General features: G+C 66.4%; 21 protein-coding genes and 1 riboswitch. Of the genes, 12 read left to right on the top strand and 9 right to left on the bottom strand.

Annotated elements, in window-relative coordinates; all coding sequences use genetic code 11:
• The first annotated feature begins 12 nt into the window (after nt 1–12).
• The 9 genes from acpS to LQG66_RS07705 all read left to right on the top strand — a co-directional run bounded on the left by acpS (nt 13) and on the right by LQG66_RS07705 (nt 7,602).
• Complete coding sequence (gene acpS / locus LQG66_RS07745) at nt 13–432, top strand: holo-ACP synthase (protein WP_231325051.1); 420 nt, start codon at nt 13–15, stop codon at nt 430–432.
• A 291-nt stretch (nt 433–723) separates the two neighbouring features.
• On the top strand, nt 724–1,482 hold the full coding sequence (gene lepB, locus LQG66_RS07740; protein ID WP_231325049.1) for a signal peptidase I: 759 nt from the start codon (nt 724–726) through the stop codon (nt 1,480–1,482).
• Nucleotides 1,479–2,537: a ribonuclease III gene (gene rnc, locus LQG66_RS07735; RefSeq protein ID WP_231325046.1), complete on the top strand. Its 1,059-nt coding sequence runs from the start codon at nt 1,479–1,481 to the stop codon at nt 2,535–2,537. The genes lepB and rnc overlap by 4 nt, the downstream gene beginning before the upstream one ends.
• On the top strand, nt 2,527–3,453 hold the full coding sequence (gene era, locus LQG66_RS07730) for a GTPase Era (protein WP_231325043.1): 927 nt from the start codon (nt 2,527–2,529) through the stop codon (nt 3,451–3,453). Before rnc ends, era begins: the two co-directional genes overlap by 11 nt.
• A gap of 2 nt (nt 3,454–3,455) precedes the next feature.
• Nucleotides 3,456–3,836, top strand: coding sequence for a hypothetical protein (locus LQG66_RS07725; RefSeq protein WP_231325041.1), 381 nt, complete (start codon nt 3,456–3,458; stop codon nt 3,834–3,836).
• Nucleotides 3,837–4,081: 245 nt separating this feature from the next.
• The gene (gene recO, locus LQG66_RS07720; RefSeq protein ID WP_231325039.1) at nt 4,082–4,834 is read left to right on the top strand and encodes a DNA repair protein RecO; all 753 of its coding nucleotides are present in this window, start codon (nt 4,082–4,084) and stop codon (nt 4,832–4,834) included.
• Nucleotides 4,835–4,996: 162 nt separating this feature from the next.
• Nucleotides 4,997–6,043: a DUF2278 family protein gene (locus LQG66_RS07715; RefSeq protein ID WP_231325036.1), complete on the top strand. Its 1,047-nt coding sequence runs from the start codon at nt 4,997–4,999 to the stop codon at nt 6,041–6,043.
• A 153-nt stretch (nt 6,044–6,196) separates the two neighbouring features.
• Complete coding sequence (locus LQG66_RS07710) at nt 6,197–7,183, top strand: glutathione S-transferase family protein (RefSeq protein WP_231325034.1); 987 nt, start codon at nt 6,197–6,199, stop codon at nt 7,181–7,183.
• An 8-nt stretch (nt 7,184–7,191) separates the two neighbouring features.
• Nucleotides 7,192–7,602 carry an ACT domain-containing protein gene (locus LQG66_RS07705; protein ID WP_231325031.1) on the top strand — a complete coding sequence of 137 codons (411 nt, stop codon included), beginning with the start codon at nt 7,192–7,194 and terminating at the stop codon, nt 7,600–7,602.
• Between the two features lie 35 nt (nt 7,603–7,637).
• Here the strand turns inward: LQG66_RS07705 and LQG66_RS07700 are convergent, their stop codons facing one another.
• The gene (locus tag LQG66_RS07700; protein ID WP_231325029.1) at nt 7,638–8,690 is read right to left on the bottom strand and encodes a LysR family transcriptional regulator; all 1,053 of its coding nucleotides are present in this window, start codon (nt 8,688–8,690) and stop codon (nt 7,638–7,640) included.
• Between the two features lie 167 nt (nt 8,691–8,857).
• Here LQG66_RS07700 and LQG66_RS07695 point away from each other — a divergent pair, with 167 nt between their 5' ends.
• Entirely contained in the window at nt 8,858–10,519 is a 1,662-nt protein-coding gene (locus LQG66_RS07695) for an acetolactate synthase large subunit (protein WP_231327721.1), read from the top strand.
• A 1-nt stretch (nt 10,520) separates the two neighbouring features.
• Nucleotides 10,521–12,122: an FAD-binding protein gene (locus LQG66_RS07690; RefSeq protein ID WP_231325026.1), complete on the top strand. Its 1,602-nt coding sequence runs from the start codon at nt 10,521–10,523 to the stop codon at nt 12,120–12,122.
• A gap of 260 nt (nt 12,123–12,382) precedes the next feature.
• On the opposite strand, the gene LQG66_RS07685 is transcribed toward LQG66_RS07690, so the two are convergent.
• Nucleotides 12,383–13,648: a D-amino acid dehydrogenase gene (locus LQG66_RS07685; RefSeq protein ID WP_231325023.1), complete on the bottom strand. Its 1,266-nt coding sequence runs from the start codon at nt 13,646–13,648 to the stop codon at nt 12,383–12,385.
• Between the two features lie 144 nt (nt 13,649–13,792).
• Nucleotides 13,793–13,888: riboswitch (glycine riboswitch) on the bottom strand.
• Between the two features lie 112 nt (nt 13,889–14,000).
• Here LQG66_RS07685 and LQG66_RS07680 point away from each other — a divergent pair.
• Nucleotides 14,001–14,624 (top strand): glutathione S-transferase family protein, encoded by a 624-nt coding sequence (locus LQG66_RS07680; protein ID WP_231325021.1) that lies wholly within the window; start codon nt 14,001–14,003, stop codon nt 14,622–14,624.
• 3 nt (nt 14,625–14,627) lie between these two features.
• On the opposite strand, the gene LQG66_RS07675 is transcribed toward LQG66_RS07680, so the two are convergent.
• From LQG66_RS07675 to LQG66_RS07645, 7 genes are all read right to left on the bottom strand, one after another.
• Nucleotides 14,628–15,416, bottom strand: coding sequence for an IclR family transcriptional regulator (locus LQG66_RS07675; protein WP_231325019.1), 789 nt, complete (start codon nt 15,414–15,416; stop codon nt 14,628–14,630).
• A gap of 31 nt (nt 15,417–15,447) precedes the next feature.
• On the bottom strand, nt 15,448–16,212 hold the full coding sequence (locus LQG66_RS07670; protein ID WP_231325017.1) for an SDR family NAD(P)-dependent oxidoreductase: 765 nt from the start codon (nt 16,210–16,212) through the stop codon (nt 15,448–15,450).
• Nucleotides 16,209–17,942, bottom strand: a complete 1,734-nt coding sequence (locus LQG66_RS07665; RefSeq protein WP_231325015.1) for an FAD-dependent oxidoreductase — start codon at nt 17,940–17,942, stop codon at nt 16,209–16,211. Before LQG66_RS07665 ends, LQG66_RS07670 begins: the two co-directional genes overlap by 4 nt.
• A 10-nt stretch (nt 17,943–17,952) precedes the next feature.
• Nucleotides 17,953–19,164, bottom strand: coding sequence for an ABC transporter substrate-binding protein (locus tag LQG66_RS07660; protein ID WP_231325013.1), 1,212 nt, complete (start codon nt 19,162–19,164; stop codon nt 17,953–17,955).
• 210 nt (nt 19,165–19,374) lie between these two features.
• Nucleotides 19,375–19,593 (bottom strand): hypothetical protein, encoded by a 219-nt coding sequence (locus LQG66_RS07655; protein WP_231325010.1) that lies wholly within the window; start codon nt 19,591–19,593, stop codon nt 19,375–19,377.
• A 251-nt stretch (nt 19,594–19,844) separates the two neighbouring features.
• Nucleotides 19,845–20,930, bottom strand: coding sequence for a sensor histidine kinase (locus LQG66_RS07650; RefSeq protein ID WP_231325008.1), 1,086 nt, complete (start codon nt 20,928–20,930; stop codon nt 19,845–19,847).
• Nucleotides 20,917–21,609, bottom strand: coding sequence for a response regulator transcription factor (locus LQG66_RS07645; RefSeq protein WP_231325006.1), 693 nt, complete (start codon nt 21,607–21,609; stop codon nt 20,917–20,919). The genes LQG66_RS07650 and LQG66_RS07645 overlap by 14 nt, the downstream gene beginning before the upstream one ends.
• Nucleotides 21,610–21,652 lie beyond the last annotated feature (43 nt).

Below are 21,652 nucleotides of genomic sequence, written 5' to 3'. Positions count from 1 at the left end.
GAGCACGAGCGCATGATCATCGGCATCGGTTCCGACCTGATCGACATCCGCCGCGTGGCCAAGGTGATCGAGCGCCACGGTGAGCGATTCCTCAATCGCATCTTCACCGACGCCGAGCGCGCCAAGGCGGAGCGGCGCGCCAAGAACGAGACCATGGTGGTCGCGACCTATGCCAAGCGATTCGCGGCCAAGGAGGCCTGCTCCAAGGCGCTTGGCACCGGCATCCGCCGCGGCGTGTGGTGGCGCGACATGGGCGTGGTCAACCTGCCGGGCGGCCGGCCGACCATGCAACTCACGGGTGGCGCGGCCGAGCGGCTGGGGGCGCTGACGCCGGAGGGCTGGGAGGCCCGCATCGATCTTTCGATCACCGATGACTGGCCGCTGGCGCAGGCCTTCGTCATAATTTCGGCCGTGCGCCGCGAGACATCCTGAGGGGCCCGCGCCGTTTCCAGCGGAAAAACAAAAATGCGATCGATTCCAGCGAGTTATATAGTTTTGATGCGGCCCTTGATTGCGCGGGTCGGAACAGTCGTCTAAAACCCGCTGAGATCGAACCGGCTGCATCAGGGGCGGATTCTGGGTGATACCGGAGTTGGCCTTAACCACCAGAATCAGGACAGACTCCTTTAAGCCGCGGAACGCTACGTTGTTCGCGGGGGGACGGGTGTTCTGCAAAGGCTGGGCGAATCTTCGGACCATTCGCCAAAGGACATTGGAAGAGCGATGAGCGTGACCTCCGGAACCAAGACTGACAGCGGCCTCGGCGAAACCGTTCGTGTCGTCGTCCATGCCCTGCTCATCGCGCTCGTGATCCGCACCTTCCTGTTCCAGCCCTTCAACATTCCTTCGGGATCGATGAAGGCCACGCTGCTGGTCGGCGACTACCTGTTCGTGTCGAAATATTCTTATGGCTACAGCCATTATTCGATCCCGCTGTCGCCGCCTCTGTTCTCGGGCCGCGTCTTCGGCTCGGAACCGAACCGTGGCGACATCGTCGTATTCCGTCTCCCGAAGGACGACACCACCGACTACATCAAGCGCGTGATCGGCCTGCCCGGCGACCGGATCCAGGTCCGCGAGGGGCTGCTCTACATCAATGATCGCCCGGTGCAGCGCGAGCGGCTCTCCGACTTCATCGGCGAGGATCCGTGCGGCTCGGATGCGACCGCGCGGGTCAAGCGCTGGAAGGAGACGCTGCCGAATGGTGTCAGCTATGAGTCGCTGGACTGCGTCGACAACGGCTTCTACGACAACACCGCCGTGTACACGGTGCCGCCCGGCCACTTCTTCATGATGGGCGACAACCGTGACAATTCGACCGACAGCCGCGTGCTGTCCGCGGTGGGCTACGTGCCGTTCGAGAACGTCGTCGGCCGGGCCCAGTTGATCTTTTTCTCCATTGCCGAGGGCGAGCATGCCTGGGCTTTCTGGCGCTGGCCGGTCTCGGTGCGCTGGAATCGTATCTTTAAAATCGTGCGATGATCGACGACTCACCCGAGATCCAGGCGACACAGGCTACCGCATCGGGCCTGCAACCCGGCGGCGCGGGCGCGCTCGAGACGGCGCCCAAGGCCGCGTCGCGTCCCAGACCTGAAACAAGGCCTGAAACGAAGGGCGAGGCCAAGATCGACTCAAAGACCGAGGCAAAGACGGACATCAAGGCGGAAGCCAAGTCAGAATCGACCGCCGAATCGACTGCCGAGGCCGAGACGGAGAGCCGGCCGGACGTCCCGGCCGAAGGCGCCGCGGACGGCAAGCCGCGCAGCAAGGCCAAGGGCAGTCGTGGCACCAAGAGCGCCGGTACTGGCGCCGCGAAGGGCGCCAAGGCCGCGGAGAAGGCCGCCAATGCCGCGATCGAGGCGCGCGTCGGCCACCACTTCTCTGATCCGTCGCTGCTCAGCACCGCCTTCACCCATGTCTCGGCGCTGAAATCCGCCAAGAAGCGCGGCGATAGCTATCAGCGGCTCGAATTCCTCGGCGACCACGTGCTCGGCCTGATCGTCTCCGACATGCTCTATCGCGCGTTTCCGAGCGCGGACGAGGGCGAATTGTCGAAGCGGCTGGCCGACCTCGTGCGCAAGGAGAGCTGCGCCGACGTCGCCAAGTCGCTCGGCCTGCTCGATGACATCAAGCTGGGCGCGGTCGGGGCCGGGGCGGGCGCGCGGCTGCGCAAGTCGGTGCTGGGCGACGTCTGCGAGGCCGTGATCGGCGCGATCTTCCTCGACGGCGGCTACACGGCCGCTGCAGGCTTCGTCGAGCGCAACTGGACCGAGCGCATGCACAAGCCGCGGCGGCCGCTGCGTGACCCGAAGACCGTGCTGCAGGAATGGGCGCAGGGCAAGGGCCTGCCCACCCCGGTCTATCGCGAGGTCGAGCGCACCGGCCCGCACCACGATCCGCAGTTCCGCGTGGCCGTCGATCTGCCGGGCCTCGAGCCGGCCGAAGGCGTCGGCGGCTCGAAGCGGGCAGCGGAGAAGGTTGCGGCATCAGTCATGATCGAACGTGAAGGCGTCAGCGGCGGCAGCAATGATGGATGAGGCGCAGGCTGGACGGGGGGCCGACACCCGTTGCGGTTTCGTTGCGCTGATCGGCGCGCCGAATGTGGGGAAGTCGACGCTCGTCAACGCGCTGGTCGGCTCCAAGGTGACGATCGTCTCGCGCAAGGTGCAGACCACGCGGGCGCTGATCCGCGGCATCGTCATCGAAGGCGCTTCGCAGATCATCCTGGTCGACACGCCCGGCATCTTCGCGCCGAAGCGCAGGCTCGACCGCGCGATGGTCACCACCGCCTGGAGCGGGGCGCATGATGCCGATCTCGTCTGCGTGCTGCTCGACGCCAAGAAGGGCCTCGACGACGAGGCCGAGGCGATCCTGGCCAAGGCTGCGACGGTCGCGCATCAGAAGATCCTGGTGGTCAACAAGGTCGACCTGGTGCCGCGCGATAAGCTGCTGGCGCTGGTTGCGGCTGCCAACGAGAAGCTCACTTTCGCACGCACGTTCCTGATCTCGGCGCTGTCGGGCGACGGCGTCGACGATGTCAGGCGGGCGCTGGCGGAGATGGTGCCGGCGGGGCCGTTCCACTATCCGGAAGACCAGATGTCGGATGCGCCGATGCGGCACCTCGCGGCCGAGATCACCCGCGAGAAGATCTATTCGCATCTGCACCAGGAGCTGCCGTATCAATCCACGGTCGAGACCGACAGCTGGACCGAGCGCAAGGACGGCTCGATCCGCATCGAGCAGACGATCTTCGTGGAGCGCGACAGCCAGCGCAAGATCGTGCTCGGCAAGGCCGGCGCCACGATCAAGTCGATCGGCGCGCAGTCGCGCAAGGAAATCGCCGAGATCACCGGCGTGCCGGTGCACCTGTTCCTGTTCGTGAAGGTGCGTGAGAACTGGGGCGACGATCCCGATCGCTATCGGGAAATGGGGCTCGAGTTCCCCAGGGAATGATGATGAGCGTGCCGCGCAACGTGTTGTGGTTCGAAGTCCTGCTCTACATCTCGCTGATGCTGGATGCGCTGTCCGTCGCCGTCTCGGATCGCACCCCGACCTTCGAGATGACCGAGGACATGATCACGGCCCAGACGGTGCTCAACGGCGTCGTCATCCTGTTGCTGTTCTATTTCGTCTATCTGGCGGCGCAACGGCGCAAGAACTGGCCGCGCTGGGTGCTGCTGGCGGCGCTGGTGCTGTCGGACATCTCGCTGGTGCAGGTCATCGCTCAGAAGGGGATGACGCTCGATGCCGGCATCGAGGTGATCTCCTGTGCGCTGACGACGGTCGGGCTGTATTACTCGTTCACGGGCGACGCGCGCGGCTGGTTCACCGCATGAGCTGCCTGCGCGCAGCCCGGACTGGGCTGAAACGGGCGGCACAGTGGCGATCAGTGGAGCGTGACCTCGTCGTCACGCCATTGCGAGCGAAGCGATCCAGACTTCCTTCCCGGCACTGGATTGCTTCGCTGCGCTCGCAATGACCGTGTTTGCGGAGGCATCGAGCGCAAGCTACGATGTTGGGCGAAGCATGCGTGACGTTGGCTGGTACAGCACACGCGAGATCCGTGGAGACCGCTCGTCCAATGGAATGGACCGATGACGGCATCGTGTTGGGCGTGCGGCGGCACGGCGAATCCTCGGCCGTCCTCGAGCTGTTGACGCGTGAGCACGGCCGTCATCTCGGCCTGGTGCGCGGCGCCAGCGGCGCGCGCATGCGCCCCGTCCTGCAGCCCGGCAACACGGTGCGCGCGGTGTGGCGCGCAAGGCTCGACGAGCATCTCGGCATGTACGCCATCGACGGGCTGACCTTGCGCGCGGCCGGGCTGATGGCGGCCTCGCACGGCGCCTATGGCACGACGCATCTGGCGGCGCTGGCCCGGCTGCTGCCGGAGCGCGATCCGCACCAGGAGATCTATCTGCGCGTCGAACATGCGCTGGATGATTTCGAGGATGCCGGCGTTGCCGCAGTCCACATCGTCCGCTTCGAGCTCGCGATCCTGGCCGAGCTCGGCTTCGGGCTCGATCTCGACTCCTGCGCCGCCACCGGCGAAACCACCGACCTCATCTACGTCTCGCCGAAATCGGGCGGCGCGGTATCGCGCAACGCAGGCGCGCCGTGGGCCGACCGGCTGCTGCCGCTGCCGCCGTTCCTGCGCGAAAGCGAGGAGGACCATGGCTGGTCCGACCAGGATCTGCTCGATGGCTTTCGTCTGACCGGCCTGTTCCTGCTGCGCCACGTGCTGGAACCGCGCGGGCAGGGCCATTCGGATGCGCGCGAGGGCTTCATCAACGCGGTGACGCGGGCGAGGGCGCGGCTGGCGCGGCCGGCGGAGTGACCCTCTGCTGCGTCTCGCAGCCGCAATCAAACACGCTGCGCGCGTGATCTCGTTCACAGACCCGTCTGGAGAGGCATGTAAGCTGGTGCAGGGGCGGACCGCCCCGGCTCTGGCGCGTGAGCGCCGTCACCCGAACCACCAACGAGAAAAGGGGAGGCACCGATGCCATTGAAGGATTATTCGCTGCTGAAGGGACGGCCGATCAACAATCGTCTCGCGACAGGTGGCAGTCCGCACTACCAGGTGCTCGTGTCGGCTGACGGCGAACTCTATCGCATCGCTATCAACGTCCGCTCCCAGGACGGCAGCGAGGTCGAATTCCTGGTCCGCTCGCGCTTCGAACATCCGATCGTCGATGGTCTGAAGGCGTTTTCGGAAGGGCTGCACCCGCTGGAAAGCAAGCCCGGCGGTGTGGCGCTCGATTTCATCCGGAGCAATCTGATGCAACCCTGGGAGCTGAAGCCGTTGCCGCTGTCGGCCGCCGGTCCCGACAACGATCTCAACGAGAAGATCGACTCCTATGTCCAGCGCGCGATGTCGGACGAGCTGGCCTTCGTCTACGCTTTCGGCATCTCGTGGGGACCGGAAGACAAGGCCGACCGCTATTTCGGCTTCAAGCCTGGCCGCGGCATCCACGACATCCATTTCAATCAGGGCAACCCACCCGGACAGTACGCGAAGGACAACGGTCCCTGGCAGGACGGCGGACTGATCTTCGAGTTTCCCGACCAGCAGCAATGGGTCGCCATCTTCCTGAAATTCCAGACCCAGGCCTGGCATTCGGACGATACCAGCGGAGAGGTCATCCTTCCGCCTGATCCCGATCACCCGGATGCGCCGCATACACCTCCGGACCGTGACCACATTCCTCCGCTCGACGTGCCCGACGGGCTGGTGCGCATCGTCGCGGCCTATGTCAACGACGTGCGCACACCGGAGCACGAGACCGTGACCCTGCTCAATACAGCCGATATCGACGTGGATCTCGACGGTTGGCAGATTAAGGACAAGCAGAAGAACATGATGTTGCTGAAAGGCACGATCGCGCGCGGCGCCACCATGGTGGTCCCGATCGCGGCACCCGTGGCGTTGTCGAACAAGGGCGGTATCATCACATTGTTGAACGCATCCGGCGTGAAGGTGCACGGCGTGTCCTACACCCGCGAGCAGGCGGCGCAGCCCGGCCGTACCATTCCGTTCCAGTCCTGATCCATGTCCCGCTGAGCCCGCGCCTTGAAAGAGGCGCTGGCGCCTGCGCTGGCGCAGTGGCCGGACGACGTGTACTCCTCTCATACGGTTCGCCTGAGGAGACGGAGCAGCCCACCTGCTGTGCCCCTCAGGCGTGATGGCGAGGAGAGCGTGATGGGACTTCTGGTCGACGGCCAATGGCACGACGTCTGGTACGACACGGCCGCCTCCGGCGGCCGTTTTGTCCGCAAGGATTCCGCCTTCCGCAGCTTCGTCACCGCGGACGGCAGCCCGGGCCCGACCGGCGCCGGCGGCTTCAAGGCGGAAGCCGGGCGCTATCACCTGTATGTCAGCCTGGCCTGCCCATGGGCGCATCGCACCCTGATCATGCGTGCCCTGAAGGGGCTCACCGACATGATCTCGGTTTCCGTCGTGCATTGGCTGATGCGCGAGCAGGGCTGGACCTTCGCCGGAGGTCCCGGCGTCGTACAGGACGGCGTCAACCACGCGCAATTCCTGCATCAGGTCTACACCGCCGCCGACCCGAACTACTCCGGCCGCGTCACCGTGCCCGTGCTGTGGGATAAGGAGCGGCGCGCGATCGTCAACAACGAGTCGTCCGAGATCATCCGGATGCTGAACTCGGCCTTCGACGGCATCGGCGCGATCCCCAGCGACTACTATCCGCGAGCGCTGCGCGACGAGATCGACGCGATCAATGCCCGCGTCTACGACACGCTCAACAACGGCGTCTACAGATGCGGCTTCGCCACCACGCAAGCCGCTTATGAGGAGGCGATCGGGCCGCTGTTCGCGACGCTCGACTGGCTGGACGACAGGCTGTCGACGCGCCGCTTCCTGCTCGGTGACGCCATGACCGAAGCCGACATCCGGCTGTTCACGACCTTGATCCGCTTCGACGCTGTCTATGTCGGCCACTTCAAGTGCAACATCCGCCGCATCGCCGACTATCCGCATCTTTCGGCCTACACGCGCGATCTCTATCAATGGCCCGGCATCGCCGCGACGGTCAATTTCGAGCACATCAAGCGGCACTACTACGAGAGCCACCGCACCATCAATCCGACCGGCATCGTCCCGGTCGGGCCGCGGCAGGATTTTACGGCGCCGCATGGCCGGGATCGCCTCGTATCGTCCTGAGGCGGCCCATGGCAGGCGAGCGCAATCTGGACAATTTGCTGCGGACGATGCAGCCTGAGCTGCAGGACGGCGTGTTCGTGTTCTGCACTGCCAGCTCGGACGCCGGCCTTGCCGCCACGCCCGCGCCGCTGCTGTTGTTTCGTGAGCGCGAAGGTCTCACGTTCGTTGTTCGCCGCGAGGACGCCGAACGGGAAGAGCTGCCGTATCAGTTCGCGTCACGCCTGATCACGCTGACGGTCCATTCCGCGCTCGATGCCGTCGGCTTCCTCGCCGCGGTCACGGCGCGGCTCGCCGCTGCCGGCATCAGCGTCAACGCGGTGTCGGCCTTTCATCACGATCACCTGTTCGTGCCCGAGGACAGGGCCGAGGAGACGTTGCGACTGCTGCAGGAGATGTCCCGGACATCGCTCTCGCGCTGATTGCTGGATGCTCACACCGTTTGGGGACGGTGACATCAGATGCGTCCCTTGGCGGTGGGATGAGAGCGGCGAGGCCTTGCCGTGGCCGGCTTGCCGCGCGAGGAGGGCTGCTTGCCGCGGCGCGGCGGGCTTGCGGCAGCGGGGAGCCGCGGCGTGATCAGTATCCTCTCTGCTTCTGCACGCACCATGTCCATGAGCATCATGGCTGCAGGCGACAGCGTGCGCCCCTTCAGCCGCAACATTCCGAACTGCGCCATCAGCAGCCCCGACGCGCGCGGCTCCTGCAACTCGGTGACGTTGAGCCGGACCAACTGGCCGGAGGCCAGCTCCTGGGCGAGCACCGCATCGCCGGCCAGGAGCACGACGTCCGATTTGATCGCGACCTGCGCCAGCAGGCTGACATTCTCGGATTCCAGCGTGACGGCGAAGCCGTCGTCGTCGGGGGACGCGATCAGCGCATGCAGTCGCTCTCTGAGATCCTGCGGGATGATCACGGAGGCGAAGCGTTGGCCGGCGAGATCCCGTGCGGCGATCTCCAGCCTGCGCGCCAGCGGATGGCCCCGCCGGCAATAGAAGTGGCCGGGCAGGCCGCCGAGGGTCTCCACCTCGAGGCTCTCGTCGGCACGGATATCCGAAATGTGCGCCAGGAAGAAGTCGAGCTTGCCCTGCTGCAGGACGTCCATCAGGACGCGCCAATTGTCCTGCACGAGGGTGACGCGGACGGACGGATGTCTGGCATAGAGCCGGGCCACCGCTTCGGGGAGCAGCGTCAGCCCGGTGAAGGCGCCGACGCCCACGGCCACTTCGCCGGCATCCCCGGAGCGCAACAGGCGCATCTCGCGGCCGAGGTCGTCGGCGCTGGACAGGATCGACCTGGCACGCGTCACCAGCCGCTCGCCGACCGGTGTGATCTCCACGGAACGGGAGCTGCGGTCGAACAGCCGCATGCCCGCGGCGTCCTCCAGCGTCTGCAGGCTGCGGCTCAACGCCGACTGCGTGACATGGGCGCGCTTGGCGGCTCTGGCGAAATGCCGCTCTTCCGCAAGATAGACCAGCTGCTGCAGCTGGCGCAGAGTCGGCGTTTCCATTGATGATCTCAATTCATTGATCGAGCCATAACAATTCATTGGATTTCTGAGACGGTCAATCCCACAATGGCGCAAACAAATTGGGGGAGCGCCACAGCGCGGCCGATCGGGCCGCGCCCACGGTCTGTCGCCCCCCCGCGGCAACAGGCCCTGTCATGTCCTCTCTCGTGCAAAACGGCGCACAAGCTCTGATACGGACCCTGGTCAACGCCGGCGTGCGGGTCTGCTTCACCAATCCCGGCACCTCCGAGATGCACTTCGTCGCGGCGCTGGATTCGGCGCCGGAGATGCGCGCCGTGCTTTGCCTGTTCGAGGGCGTCGCCACGGGTGCCGCCGACGGCTATGCCCGTATGGCCGAGATGCCGGCGGCGACGTTGCTGCATCTCGGCTGCGGCCTCGGCAATGGGCTTGCGAACCTGCACAATGCCCGCAAGGGCAAGGTGCCCGTCGTCAACATCGTCGGCGACCACGCCACCTACCACGTCAAATATGATGCTCAGTTGCAGTCCGACATCGAGACCGTTGCGCGCAACGTGTCGCCGGGATTCGTGCGGACGTCGCAGACGACTGAGCAACTCTGCCGCGACGCCGTCGAAGCCGTGAAGGTGGCGCGCTCGCGTCCGGGGCAGGTGGCGACCTTGATCCTGCCGGCCGATGTCTCGTGGGGCCAAGGCGGGGTGGCGGAGCCGGCGCCTGCGATCGCGCCGCCGGCTGCAGCCGATGACACCACCGTGCAGGCTGTTGCCGCGGCCATCAAGGCGGGCGGCCGCAGCGCCGTTCTGCTCGGCGGCATGGCGCTGCATGAGGCGGCGCTGCTGGCTGCGGCGCGTGTCGCCGCGAGCGCCAACGTCAAGATTTACGCCGAGACCTTTCCGACGCGCATGCAGCGCGGCGCCGGCCTGCCCACGGTCGACCGCATCGCCTATCTCGCCGAGATGGCATCGATTCAGCTCAAGGAAATCGACACGCTGATCCTCGTCGACGCCAAGGCGCCGGTGTCGTTCTTCGCCTATCCCGGCAAGAAGAGCTATCTCCCGCACGATGGCTGCAACGTGCTCACGCTGTCGACGCCGGCGCAGGACGCTGCAGGCAGCCTGACCAAGCTTGCCGTCGCGCTGGGGGCCGAGCGCAGTACGCCGGCGTTGGCTCAGGCATCGCGGCCCGGGCGTCCGCGCGGCAAGAAGCTCACCGCCGAGAAGGTCTGCAAGGCCGTCGGCCATCTGCTGCCCGACAACGCCATCCTGGTCGACGAGGCCATCAGCTCCGGCCTGATGCTATCGAAGTTCACGTCCGGTGCGCCGCGCCATGATCTGATCACGCTGACCGGCGGCGCCATCGGGCAGGGCCTGCCGAACGCGATCGGCGCTGCGATCGCCTGTCCGGACCGACCGGTGCTAGCGCTGATCGGCGACGGCAGCTCGATGTACACGATCCAGTCGCTGTGGACGATCGCGCGCGAGCAGCTCAACGTCACCGCTGTGATCTTCAACAACGCCTCCTATTCGGTGCTCAACGTTGAGCTGGAGCGGGTCGGCGCCGACGAGATCGGCCCGAAGGCGCGGGCGCAGCTCGACCTGCACGGGCCGGTGTTGAAGTTCGCGCAGATTGCCGACGGCATGGGGGTGCGATCGACCCGGGCGACGACGCCGGACGAGTTCACGACTGCGCTCGAGCGCGCGCTGGCGACGCCGGGGCCGCATCTGATCGAGGCCGTGGTGCCGCCCGCACTGACGGGCCTCAAGCTGAAGCTGTTGCCGCATCTGTTGGGCTCACTCGATCGCATGCCGCTGTCTGTGGCGCGCATGCTCAAGCGCAAGATCGCACCGTGACATGAGCACGACGCTCCAATCCGATGTCGTCATTGCCGGCGGCGGTCTTGCCGGCATTGTCACCGCACTCGAGGCGCTACGCGCCGGCAAGTCGGTCACTTTGGTGGACAGGGACACGCCGGAGCGGTTCGGCGGGCTGGCGCTGTGGGCGTTCGGTGGCATGGCGCTGGTCGGCACGCCGCTGCAGGCGCGCATAAAGATCCCGGATACGCCGGAGATCGCGCTGCGCGACTGGCTGCGCTTCGGCGAGCTCGATGAAGCCGATCATTGGCCGCTGCAATGGGCGCGCTACTACGTCGAGCATTCGCGAGCGGAAGTCTACGACTGGCTGCTCTCGCACGGCGTGACCTTCATGCCGGCGGTCAACTGGGCCGAGCGCGGCCTGCAGGGCGACGGCAATTCGCTGCCGCGCTATCACATCGTCTGGGGCACCTCGCACCGGCTGACCCGCGTGATGATCGAAGCGATGCGCGCCGCCGATGGTGGCGGCAAGCTCAACGTGCTGCACCGTCACCGCGTCATCAGTCTCGATCGCGCCGCCGGGGCTGTGTCGGGTGTCGTTGCCGTCAACGAGGAAACCGGCGCCGAGATCCGCATCGCGGCGCCGCTGACGGTGCTGGCGATGGGCGGCATCAATGGCGGCCATGAGGAGACGCGTGCCAACTGGGTCAAGGGCCGGCCGCTACCGCAGACGATGCTCAACGGCGCCCATCCGTTCGCCGACGGCGAGCTGCACCACCATGCCGCTGACGCGGTGGGCGCACAGATCACGCATGCCGGCGAGATGTGGAACTACGCCGCCGGCATTCCGCATCCTCATCCGCATTTCGAGGGCCACGGCCTGTCGCTGGTGCCGTGCAAATCGGCACTGTGGCTCAACCACAGAGGCGAGCGTATCGGCCCCGAGCCGCTGGTCACCGGTTTCGACACCCACGTCCTGTGCCAGCGCGTGGCCGCGCAGGACAAGCCCTACACATGGCATCTGCTCAACTGGCGCATCGCCGCCAAGGAGTTCGCCATATCCGGCGCCGAGCACAATGCGCGCATCCGCGACCGGCAGATGCCGATGTTCCTGAAGGAGACGCTGCTCGGCAATCATCGGCTGGTGCGGCAGATGCAGCGCGAGAGCCGGCACTTCCTGGTCGACGACACGCTGGCCGGTCTTGCCGCCAAGATGAATGCACTGACGGGCACGGACGATGTGAGGCCTGAAGTGCTGCAGGCAACCGCTGACGCGTTCGACGCCAATTTCAGGAACGGTGACAAGCTCCACAATGACGATCAGCTGCGCCGCATCCTGCATGCGCGCCAATGGGGGCCCGACAAGCTGCGCACCTGCAAGCCGGCACCGTTGCAGATGAGCGGGGCAGGGCCGTACATCGCCATTCACATGCAGCTCATTACCCGCAAGAGTCTCGGTGGTCTCAAGACCGATCTGCAGAGCAGCGTGCTCGATGCGGTGGGCGCGCCGATCAGCGGCCTCTATGCGGTGGGCGAGGCCGCCGGCTTCGGCGGCGGGGGCGCCTCGGGCAAGCGGTCGCTGGAAGGCACCTTCCTGCCCGGCTGCATTCTCACCGCGCGAGCGGCGGTGCGGGCGATGTGAGGGGCGGCCCCGTCTTCGCGCGATAAGTCGTGCAACGAACTCATCGCATGTGCAGGCCACAACCTCTCAGCACGTCATTCCGGGGCGCCCGCAGGGCGAGCCCGGAATCCATACTCACAGGCCGTCATTGTGGCGCGAGATCGCCGTGGCCGCGCACTCGTTTTCTCACCCACAGTCGTGGTTATGGATTCCGGGCTCGCCCTGCGGGCGCCCCGGAATGACGGCGGTGAGACAGCGAGTCTCCGACATTGCCGCCCGCATCACGCCGCGTTCGGCCGGGCCACCACCAGCGCCGATACTGCATCGGCCGTCGCGGTCGCCAATGTCCAGCCGAGATGGCCGTGGCCGGTGTTGTAGAACACCCGCGGATTTTTGCCGCGGCCGACCCGCGGCAGCATGTCCGGCATCATCGGCCGCAGGCCGGTCCACGGCACCGACTGCCGCGTCGACAGCCCCGGAAAATGCGCCCGGCACCAGTTGATCAGGGGCGAGATGCGCTCAGCCCTGATGTCGCGATTGTAGCCGTTGTATTCCGCGGTGCCGGCGACGCGCAGCCGCGTCGGCCCGAGCCGGCTGGAGACGATCTTGGCGGCGTCGTCGAGCAGGCTGACCCAGGGCGCGGCCTCCTGGTCGGATTTTTCCGAGAGCTGCAGCGTGATCGAATAGCCCTTCACGGGGTAGATGTTGACGCGGTCTCCGAGCGCACGGGCGAACTGGCGCGACAGCACGCCGGCGCAGACCACGATGCGGTCGAACTGATGAACTTCGGTCGGCGGCGCGGTCTTCTCCAGCTGCGGCTCGGTCGACTGGCTGATCACGGTGACGCCGCGATCGCTGGCCGAGACCGACAGCACCTCGTCCGACAGTCGCATCGCGACGCCGAGCCGCTCGCAGGCCTTGGCGAGCCCGATGGTGAATTTGTGGATGTCGCCGGTGAAGTCGCTCGGCGTGTAGAAGCCGCCGTAGTAGTTGCCGCGCAGCGCCGGTTCGATCGCCTTCATTTCCGACGGCGTCACGGTGCGGCGCTCCAGCCCGCCCTTGGCGAGCAGCGCCGAGACGCCTGCGGCCGAGTCGAACTCCTTCTTGGTCTCGTAGAAGTGCAGGATGCCGCGATCCTCGCAGTCGAAGTCGATGCCCTCGTCGGCCGCGATCTTGCGGAGATGCGCGCGCGCCTCGAGCGCCATGCGCACGGTGGTGACGGTGTTCTCCTCGTAGCGCGGGATGTTGGCGATGAACTCCATCATCCAGCTGATCTTGTGCCAGGTCGGGGTCGGATTGACGAGCAGCGGAGCGCCCGGCGTCGTCATCCATTTGATGCCCTTCCAGACCGTGGCCCAGCTGTTCCAGACCTCGGCATTGGAGACCGATAATTGCCCGCCATTGGCGAACGAGGTCTCCATGGCCGCGTAAGGGTGGCGGTCGAAGATGGTGACGCGGCAGCCGCGTTTGGCGAGATTGTAGGCAGTGGTGATGCCGGTGATGCCGGCGCCGATGACGGCGACATGGGTGTTTTCAGGGGTAGACATGCGTATGCTCCAGGCCCGCGTGCTTGCTGCGCGGGATTGCATGCCCCCTCTGTCATTGGCCTGAGAGCTTCACCTGGCGCCGTGAATCGGCTCCAGACTTACACCGTCGGCGGGAGCGAGAGCGCTCCGCTTTCCAGAGTGTCGAAACAGGTTGCGGTCCCTTTGCCTGAGAGTTTCCGGGGCGGTTGCTCCTTCGGCGCCGGATGGCTTTCGCCACCCGGTCTCTTCCGCTCCCGCACTGCAGCAATATCCGTGCCATGCGGGCAGGAAACGACCGCTGCTTTTTTTGCGGCCTGCTGTCGATCTGGTGCTGATGCGTTCGTCTTCAAGGTAACAGGCAAGGAGACCCGTCATGAAGATCTACTGGATCAAGGCCCAGGCCCCGCGGCGCGTGCTGGCGCTGGTCAAGCATCTCGGCGTGCCGGCCGAGTTCATCGACATCAGCCGCGGGCTGAAGACGCCGGAGTTCGCCGCGCTCAATCCCAACATGAAGGCACCTGTGCTGGTCGATGGCGACACCGTGCTGTGGGAGTCCAACGCCATCATGGCCCATCTCTGCGTCAGTGAGAGCTGCGACATGTGGCCGGCGCGCCAGCCGCAGGAGCAGGTCGAGGTGCTGCGCTGGCTGGCGTGGAACGATTGTCACTGGGCACCGGCGGTGGGGCCGTTCTATTTCGAGCACATCGTGCGCAAGACTTTCGGGCTGGGTACGCCGGATCGCGCAGCGCTGGTCGCGAAGGCGCCGAGCCTGAAGACGTTCGCGGCCGTGCTCGATGGTCACTTGCGGTCGCACGACCATATCGCCTGCGACCGCCTCACCATCGCGGATTTCGCGGCGGCCTCGATGGCGACCGACTGGCGCGAGGCCGAGATGCCGCTGGAGTCGTTTCCCAACATCGTGCGCTGGCTCGACGGGCTGATGCGGCTGCCGGCCTGGGCGGAGCCGTGGCCGGAGAAGCGCTCGGCGGCGGCCTGAGCCTCACGGCTGTACAGTGCCGTGACCGAGCTGCTTGGAGATCTCGGCCGCGCAGGCGCGTAAGCGCGTCGCGAGCGGTGATTGCCAGCCGGCGTCGAAGGTGCCGGCCGGCCCCATCGCGGTGATCACCAGCGCGACATGGCCGGCGTGATCGAACACCGGTGCTGCGAACGCATTGACGCCGGGCAGGGGATCGCCGACGGCGCGCGCCAGCCCCTGGGCGCGCACCTCGGCCAGCATCTCCGCGACCTCACGGCTTTTCGGCGCGCGTTTCGGATTGTAGCCCACGCCGAGACGATCGAGGCCGGCGTCGAGCGCGGCCCTCACCGTCTTGGGCGGCAAGAAGGCTGCGAAGGCGCGGCCCGTCGCGGTCTCCAGCAGCGCCATGATCGAGCCGACGCGCATCACGATGTGGACCGGATGGCTCGGCTCCTCCAGCCGCACGACAGTTGGGCCGTTGGTCCCCCACACCGCGAGCGACACCGCATGATCGATGGCGCTTGCGAGCGCCGCGATCTTGGGCGTCGCGATCCGCACCGCTGAGAGCCGGCGCAGGCTGATCAGGCCGAGCTCGAGCGCGAGCGGGCCGATCTCGTAGCGGCCGGTGGTTTGGTCCTGCTCGATCAGGCCGATGCGCGAGAAGCTGACGAGATAGGGATGCGCCTTGGCCGGCGACAGCCCGGCCTCGCGGGCGAGGTCGCGCAGCATCATCGGCTCGCCGCTGCGCGCCAGCGCCTGCAGCAAGGTGCCGCCCACCTCGATCGACTGGATGCCGCGGCTCTCTCTGCCCATGCTTTGCGTCGTCCCTGGTCCGGCGCCGTGCCTACACCGCGAGGAAGCCGCCGTCGACCGGCAGCGTGACGCCGTTGACGTAGGACGCCATGTCGGAGACCAGAAACGCCACCGGGCCGACCAACTCCTCCGGCTGTCCGACCCGGCCGAGCGGCGTGCGGGTCATGAAGCCCGCGAGACGTTCCGGATCGTTGCGCGTCGATTCCGTCATCGCGGTCGCGATCACGCCGGGCGCGATGGCGTTGACGCGGATGCCGTCGGCGGCGAGCTCGCGCGCCAGCGCCTGGGTCAGCGACTTCACGCCGCCCTTGGACGGCGAATAGCCGAGCGTCTTGCTGATGCCGATGAAGGAGGCGACGGAGGCGATGTTGACGATCGTGCCGCGGGTCTCGCGCAACGCGGCGAGAAACGCGTAGGTGACGTTGAAGACGCCGTTGAGATTGACGTCGAGCACGCGCTGCCAGTTCTGTGGTGCGCGCGGCGAGTCGATGCCCTCGCGGATGATGATGCCGGCATTGTTGACGAGGATAGAGATGTCACCGACCTCGGCGCGCAGCTGGGTCGCCAACGCGATGCAGCCGGCGGCGTCGGTGACGTCGAGTCGATGCGCCCAGGCCTTGCGGCCGTGGCCGCGGATCTCGGCTGCGCAGCGCTCGGCATCATCCGTGTCGATGTCGGTGATGATGACATCAGAGCCGCGGTCCGCGAGCCCCAGCGCGATGGCGCGGCCATTGCCATGCGCCGCTCCCGTGACCAGCGCGAGCCGGCCGGCGAGCATCTGACCGTCGTCGCTCATGCGGCGCTCCTTTGCCTGGCGCGATCGGCGAGATGCCGGCCGGCAATGTAGCCGAAGGTCAGCGCCGGCCCCAGCGTGATGCCGGCGCCGGGATAGTTGCCGCCCATGATGCTCGCCATGTCGTTGCCGGCGGCATAGAGCCCCTCGATCGGCTGCCCCTGCGCATCGAGCGCGCGGGCGTGCTCGTCGGTGCGGATGCCGGCATAGGTGCCGAGATCGCCGATCACCATCTTGATGGCATAGAACGGCCCGTCCTGGATCGGCGCGACGCACGGGTTCGGCCCGTGCAGCGCATCGCCCTGATAACGGTTATAGGCGCGCGAGCCCTTGCCGAAGGTCGGATCCTGCCCGAGCGCAGCGTCAGCGTTGAACGCTGCGACCGTCGCGTCCAACGCCTTCGCATCGATGCCGGTGGCGCTCGCAAGCTCGGCGAGTGTCGCGCCGCGCTTGAGATAGCCGGTGCTGAGATGGTGGCCGAGCGGCATCGGGAACGGCGGCACGCAGCCGAGGCCGTAGCGGCGCAAGGATCGGTGGTCGGTGATCAGCCACGCCGCGATCTCGCGGCCGGGCTTCGCCGCCTTGATCATCGCCTGCACGAAGTCGTGGTAGGAATTGCCTTCGTTGGCGAAGCGCACGCCGTCGGCGGTCACCGCGATCACGCCGGGCTTGGCGCGGTCGATGAAGTGCGGCATCACGCCCTTGCTGCCATCCTTGCGCGTGGTGACGGAGACCGGCACCCAGGCCGCGGCATGCGGCAGGCCGTCCTCGACACGGCCGCCGACGGCTTCCGCCAGCCGAAGGCCGTCGCCGGTGTTGCCGACGGGGCCGGGCGACACATGCTCCTGGCCGGTCGGCGCATGCGGAAACATCGCCTTGCGTCGTGCAACGTCATGCGGGAACCCGCCGCAGGCCAGCACGACGCCGAGCCGCGCATTGACTCGGATACGCCGGCCCTGACGGGTCACGACGGCGCCGCGCACGGCGTCGCCGTCGCGGATCAGCTCAGCCACCGGAGACGACAGCCACAGGGGAATGCCAAGGTCGAACGCCGACTTCGCAAGCCGGCCGGCTAGCGCATTGCCGTTGGTGAGCGTCATGCCGCGGCCATGGCGCAGCACGTCCAGCGCATGCTTCGACAGTCGCTTCGCGACATAGAAGGCCGAGGTCAGTGACTTGGTCGCGCGCATGAAATGGATGATCTCCTTGCCCGAGCCCAGCATCATGCCGAACACCGTGAGCTCGGGCAGGGGCTGGCCGAGATCCTTGATGTGCTGGCCGAGCTCACGGGCGTCGAACGGCCGCGTCACCATCGAGCGGCCGCCCTGCGTGCCGCCCGGTGCCTCCGCGTGATAGTCCGGGAAGGTCAGCGGCATGTCGAACTTCAGCGCGGTCTTGCCGGTGAAGAAGTCGACCGCCTCCGGGCCCTTGGTCAGGAACGCATCGACCCGCGCCGCGTCGAAGGAATTGCCGGCCTCATGGCGCAGATAGGTGCGCGCCAGCTCGGGCGGCTCGTCGATGCCCCAGGCCTTGGCCAGCGACGTGCCGGGAATCCACAGCCAGCCGCCGGAGCGCGCGGTGGTGCCGCCGAAGCGCGGCTCCTTCTCGGTGACGACGACCTTCAGCCCGGCATGGGCGGCGGTGACCGCCGCCGACAGCCCGGCCGCGCCGGAGCCGACCACCAGCACGTCGCAATCAAAGGTGTCGCCGTCCTTGGGCTCAGCTCCGGCCATGCGTGCGCTCCTACTTCTTCAACAGCGGGCACTTGGATTCGGAGACCGGACGGAACGCATCCTCGCCCTTCACGGTCTTGACGATCTCCAGATAGTCCCACGGCTCCTTCGACTCCGACGGCGTCTTGACGCGGGCGAGATACATGTCGCGGATGACGCGGCCGTCCTCGCGCAAGCGACCGCCATGGACGAAGGTGTCCTCGATTGGCAGCTCGCGCATCTTGGCCATCACAGCCTTGGGATCGTCGGTGCCCGCGGCCTTGATCGCCTTCAGATAGTGCAGCACCGCGCCGTAGACGCCGCTCTGGATCATCGTCGGCATGACCTTGGTGCGGGCGAAGAACCTCTTCGACCAGGCGCGGGTGGCGTCGTCCATGGCCCAATAGGAGGCCGTGGTCATGTAGGTGCCTTGTGCGGCCTCGAGACCGATCGCATGCACGTCGGTGTCGAACATCAGCAGGCCGACCAGCTTCTGGCCGCCCTTGACCAGGCCGAACTCGCCGGACTGCTTGATCGCGTTGTCGGTGTCCTGGCCGGCATTGGCGAAGGCGACGACGTCGGCCTTGGAGCTCTGCGCCTGCAGCGCGAATGAGGAGAAGTCCGCGGTGTTGGTCGGATGCTTGACGCCGCCGAGGATGGTGCCGCCGAGCTCCTTGATGAAGCGCGTCGCGTCCTTCTCCAGCTGCTGGCCGAACGCGTAGTCCGCGGTGATGAAGTACCAGGACTTGCCGCCCTGGCTGATCACGGCCGAGGTGGTCACCTTGGACAGCGCATAGGTGTCGTAGGTGAAGTGCACGGTGTTGGGGCTACACAGCTCGTCGGTCAGCGAGCTCGCGCCGGGCCCCGACAGCAGCGCGATCTTGTTGCGCTCGCGCACCATGTTGTGCACGGCGATCGCGATGCCGGAATTGGGGATGTCGACGACGGCATCGACCTTGCCGTTGTCGAACCAGTCGCGCACGACCGTGGTGCCGACGTCGGTCTTCATCTGGTGATCGGCGCTGATGATCTCGATCGGCTTGCCGAGCACGGTCGGGCCGAACTCCTCCACCGCCATCTTCGCCGCCTCGACCGAGCCGGGCCCGCTGTTGTCGCGCCCCCAGCTCGACAGGTCGGTCAGCACCCCGATCCGCACCACGTCGTCGGAGACCTGAGCTGAGGCGTTGGTCGCAATGAATGACGTCGTTGCCAGGAACGCGCAGGCCAGCAGCTGCCGTCGCATGAAGATCCTCCCCGTTGGTCCGCTCTGTCGGCGGTCAGTGGGCGAGAGTTAGTCAGTGACGAATAGATTTGTCAATAACGAATGAGTGCAGTGCGGCGCCCAGGGGGGGGCCCGTCGACAGGCACGGAGAGATCGTCAAGCTCGCGCCCGGTTTGCGAAGTTCGCATCCCCTGCAGAGGTACGACGAACCGCGAAGAGAGGGCGATCGGCCTACACGCGTGGCATGATTTGCAACTCGAGCAGCGCTAAGCGTTGCATCGCAACGGGATCTCGCTCACCTGTCTTGGCCGTGCGCAGCACCGCTTCGGCAAGAAGCGTGACATGGGTTGAACTGACCGGCTCGGGCAAGGCGGCAACGGCCGCATCGAGCGCTTCCGTCATCAGCGCGATGAGCTCGGGTGAAAAGGAAGCGTCGGAAAAGTTCTTCATCTGTGAAGTCCGCATGCAGCATGGACCGCCTTCGGACCCTGCTGGCACGAACTTGGCTCGTGTGAGACAGCAATGGCCGCCGTCTCAGCCCGCCAACGGCGCTAACGCAATACGACCTCGCCTGTGCAAACCCACAAGCGCGACTTAGGTTCCGTCCGTGCTTTTGCGGTCCGCGCGCGGAGATATTTCGCTTCGTCTTTCGGAAATCCTGGAGGGTCGGCGCGATGCGCGCGACGGCCCACGAGGCGGGCCTATGCCGCCTCAGGGGGCGGACGCAGTGGAAATCTGAGCTCGACCACGAGGCCCGGAGCATTGTCGAGCAGCGCGATGTCGGCACCATGCAGATGCGCCACGGCGGCGGCAAGGCTCAAGCCCAGTCCATTGCCCGGCGTGTAACGGCTCCGCTCGAGCCGGTAGAAACGCTTGAACACTTGGTCGTGCTGGTCCGCAGGGATGCCAGGGCCGTTGTCGGCGATCGCGATCATTGCTGCTCCATCTCTGGTGGCGCAGGTCACGGTCACCTGGCCGCGTGCGCGGCCGTGCTTGACGGCGTTGTCGACGAGATTGGCGATGGCATCGAACAGGAGGTCGCGGTCACCCGTGACCTTCACCTCGCCGTCGCCGGCAAGAGAGAGACGGGTCGTAACCTGCTCGGCCGCGGCGTCGTAGAGTTCGACGACTTCGCCTGCGATGTCGACCAGGTTCAGCTCGCGGAATGCGCCCTTGCGCGCCCTGGTCTCGATCTCGGAAATGCGCGTGATGGAGGTGAACATGCCGAGCACCGCGTCGAGATCGGCAATAGTGTCCCCGATCAGCGCCGCGTCGGTCTCGCTGTTGCGTGGACCATGATAGGCCTTCTCGAGCCGTCCGCGCACGCGCGTGAGCGGCGTGCGCAAATCGTGGGCCACGTTGTCGCCGACCTGCTTGACCTCGCCCATCAGCGTCTCGATGCGATCCAGCATCTGGTTCAGGTTCTCGGCAACGCGGTCCCATTCGTCGTGGCTGCCGCGGAGCGGAATTCGCTGGTCGAGACCGGAAAGCATGATGGCACGGCTGGTGGCGTTGATCTGCTCGATTCGCCCGACCGTCCGCCGCGTCACCAGCACTGCGGCGACGGCAGCCAGCACGAGGAGCAGCACGGCGGCCGCGATCATCGCGAGGGCGATCGTCCTCGTGAAGCTGTCGTGATCGCCGACATCGCCGACCCGGCTGCGCACATAGGCCAGCGTTCCAAAATAGACATAGGCGATCATCGCTCCGACGATCACGCCGAAAATCCCGATCGCGATCAGCGCCAGGCGGAACGTCGATGAGCTGAGCGTCTTAGCCAGGAGCACGGAGGCAGTACCCGATGCCGCGGATGGTATGGATCAGCGGATAGGCCTGGCTGTCGTCGACCTTGCGGCGGACGCGCCCGACATAGACGTCGATGATGTTGGTGGAGGGATCGAAATGCAGGTCCCAGACGTGCTGCAGCAGCATCGCGCGGGAGACGACGCGGCCCTCGTTGCGGACGAGATATTCAAGCAACTGGAATTCGCGCGGCAGCAGCGGAATGTTCCTGCCGCGCCGGCTGGCGCTGCGCAAGATCAGGTCGACGGCGAGATCGCCGACGCGCAGGATCGTCTCCTTGGCGATCGTTTCGCTGCGGCGGCCGAGCGCCTCCAGGCGCGCCAGCAGTTCGACGAAGGAGAACGGTTTGACCAGATAGTCGTCGCCGCCGGCGCGCAAGCCCCGCACGCGCTCGTCGACCTCGCCGAGTGCGGAGATGATCAGGAAGGGGGCGGCAATGCCATCGTGACGCAGCTGCCGCATCACCGCGATGCCGTCGATATCGGGCAGCATGCGGTCGATGGTAATGACGGCATAGTCGCGTTCGCCGCCCCGGCTGAGCGCCTCGCGGCCCGTTGCGGCAAGATCGACCTCGTAGCCGGAGGTCGTGAGCTCTTCGGCGAGCTGCCCTGCAGTCTCCGGATCGTCCTCGACGACGAGAATGCGACGGTGACTTCTGGTCATGCTCGCCTCCGCGCGACTGTCACTGCTGGTGGTCCGATCCCAA

This window comes from Bradyrhizobium ontarionense (genome assembly GCF_021088345.1).
Lineage (GTDB): Bacteria > Pseudomonadota > Alphaproteobacteria > Rhizobiales > Xanthobacteraceae > Bradyrhizobium > Bradyrhizobium ontarionense.
This window is presented reverse-complemented; position numbering and strand designations above follow the sequence as displayed.

Coding starts and splice junctions, on each gene's coding strand:
- acpS (WP_231325051.1), top strand. CDS start 13: ATGATCATCGGCATCGGTTCCGACCTGATCGACATCCGCCGCGTGGCC.
- lepB (WP_231325049.1), top strand. CDS start 724: ATGAGCGTGACCTCCGGAACCAAGACTGACAGCGGCCTCGGCGAAACC.
- rnc (WP_231325046.1), top strand. CDS start 1,479: ATGATCGACGACTCACCCGAGATCCAGGCGACACAGGCTACCGCATCG.
- era (WP_231325043.1), top strand. CDS start 2,527: ATGATGGATGAGGCGCAGGCTGGACGGGGGGCCGACACCCGTTGCGGT.
- LQG66_RS07725 (WP_231325041.1), top strand. CDS start 3,456: ATGAGCGTGCCGCGCAACGTGTTGTGGTTCGAAGTCCTGCTCTACATC.
- recO (WP_231325039.1), top strand. CDS start 4,082: ATGGAATGGACCGATGACGGCATCGTGTTGGGCGTGCGGCGGCACGGC.
- LQG66_RS07715 (WP_231325036.1), top strand. CDS start 4,997: ATGCCATTGAAGGATTATTCGCTGCTGAAGGGACGGCCGATCAACAAT.
- LQG66_RS07710 (WP_231325034.1), top strand. CDS start 6,197: ATGGGACTTCTGGTCGACGGCCAATGGCACGACGTCTGGTACGACACG.
- LQG66_RS07705 (WP_231325031.1), top strand. CDS start 7,192: ATGGCAGGCGAGCGCAATCTGGACAATTTGCTGCGGACGATGCAGCCT.
- LQG66_RS07700 (WP_231325029.1), bottom strand. CDS start 8,690: ATGGAAACGCCGACTCTGCGCCAGCTGCAGCAGCTGGTCTATCTTGCG.
- LQG66_RS07690 (WP_231325026.1), top strand. CDS start 10,521: ATGAGCACGACGCTCCAATCCGATGTCGTCATTGCCGGCGGCGGTCTT.
- LQG66_RS07685 (WP_231325023.1), bottom strand. CDS start 13,648: ATGTCTACCCCTGAAAACACCCATGTCGCCGTCATCGGCGCCGGCATC.
- LQG66_RS07680 (WP_231325021.1), top strand. CDS start 14,001: ATGAAGATCTACTGGATCAAGGCCCAGGCCCCGCGGCGCGTGCTGGCG.
- LQG66_RS07675 (WP_231325019.1), bottom strand. CDS start 15,416: ATGGGCAGAGAGAGCCGCGGCATCCAGTCGATCGAGGTGGGCGGCACC.
- LQG66_RS07670 (WP_231325017.1), bottom strand. CDS start 16,212: ATGAGCGACGACGGTCAGATGCTCGCCGGCCGGCTCGCGCTGGTCACG.
- LQG66_RS07665 (WP_231325015.1), bottom strand. CDS start 17,942: ATGGCCGGAGCTGAGCCCAAGGACGGCGACACCTTTGATTGCGACGTG.
- LQG66_RS07660 (WP_231325013.1), bottom strand. CDS start 19,164: ATGCGACGGCAGCTGCTGGCCTGCGCGTTCCTGGCAACGACGTCATTC.
- LQG66_RS07655 (WP_231325010.1), bottom strand. CDS start 19,593: ATGAAGAACTTTTCCGACGCTTCCTTTTCACCCGAGCTCATCGCGCTG.
- LQG66_RS07645 (WP_231325006.1), bottom strand. CDS start 21,609: ATGACCAGAAGTCACCGTCGCATTCTCGTCGTCGAGGACGATCCGGAG.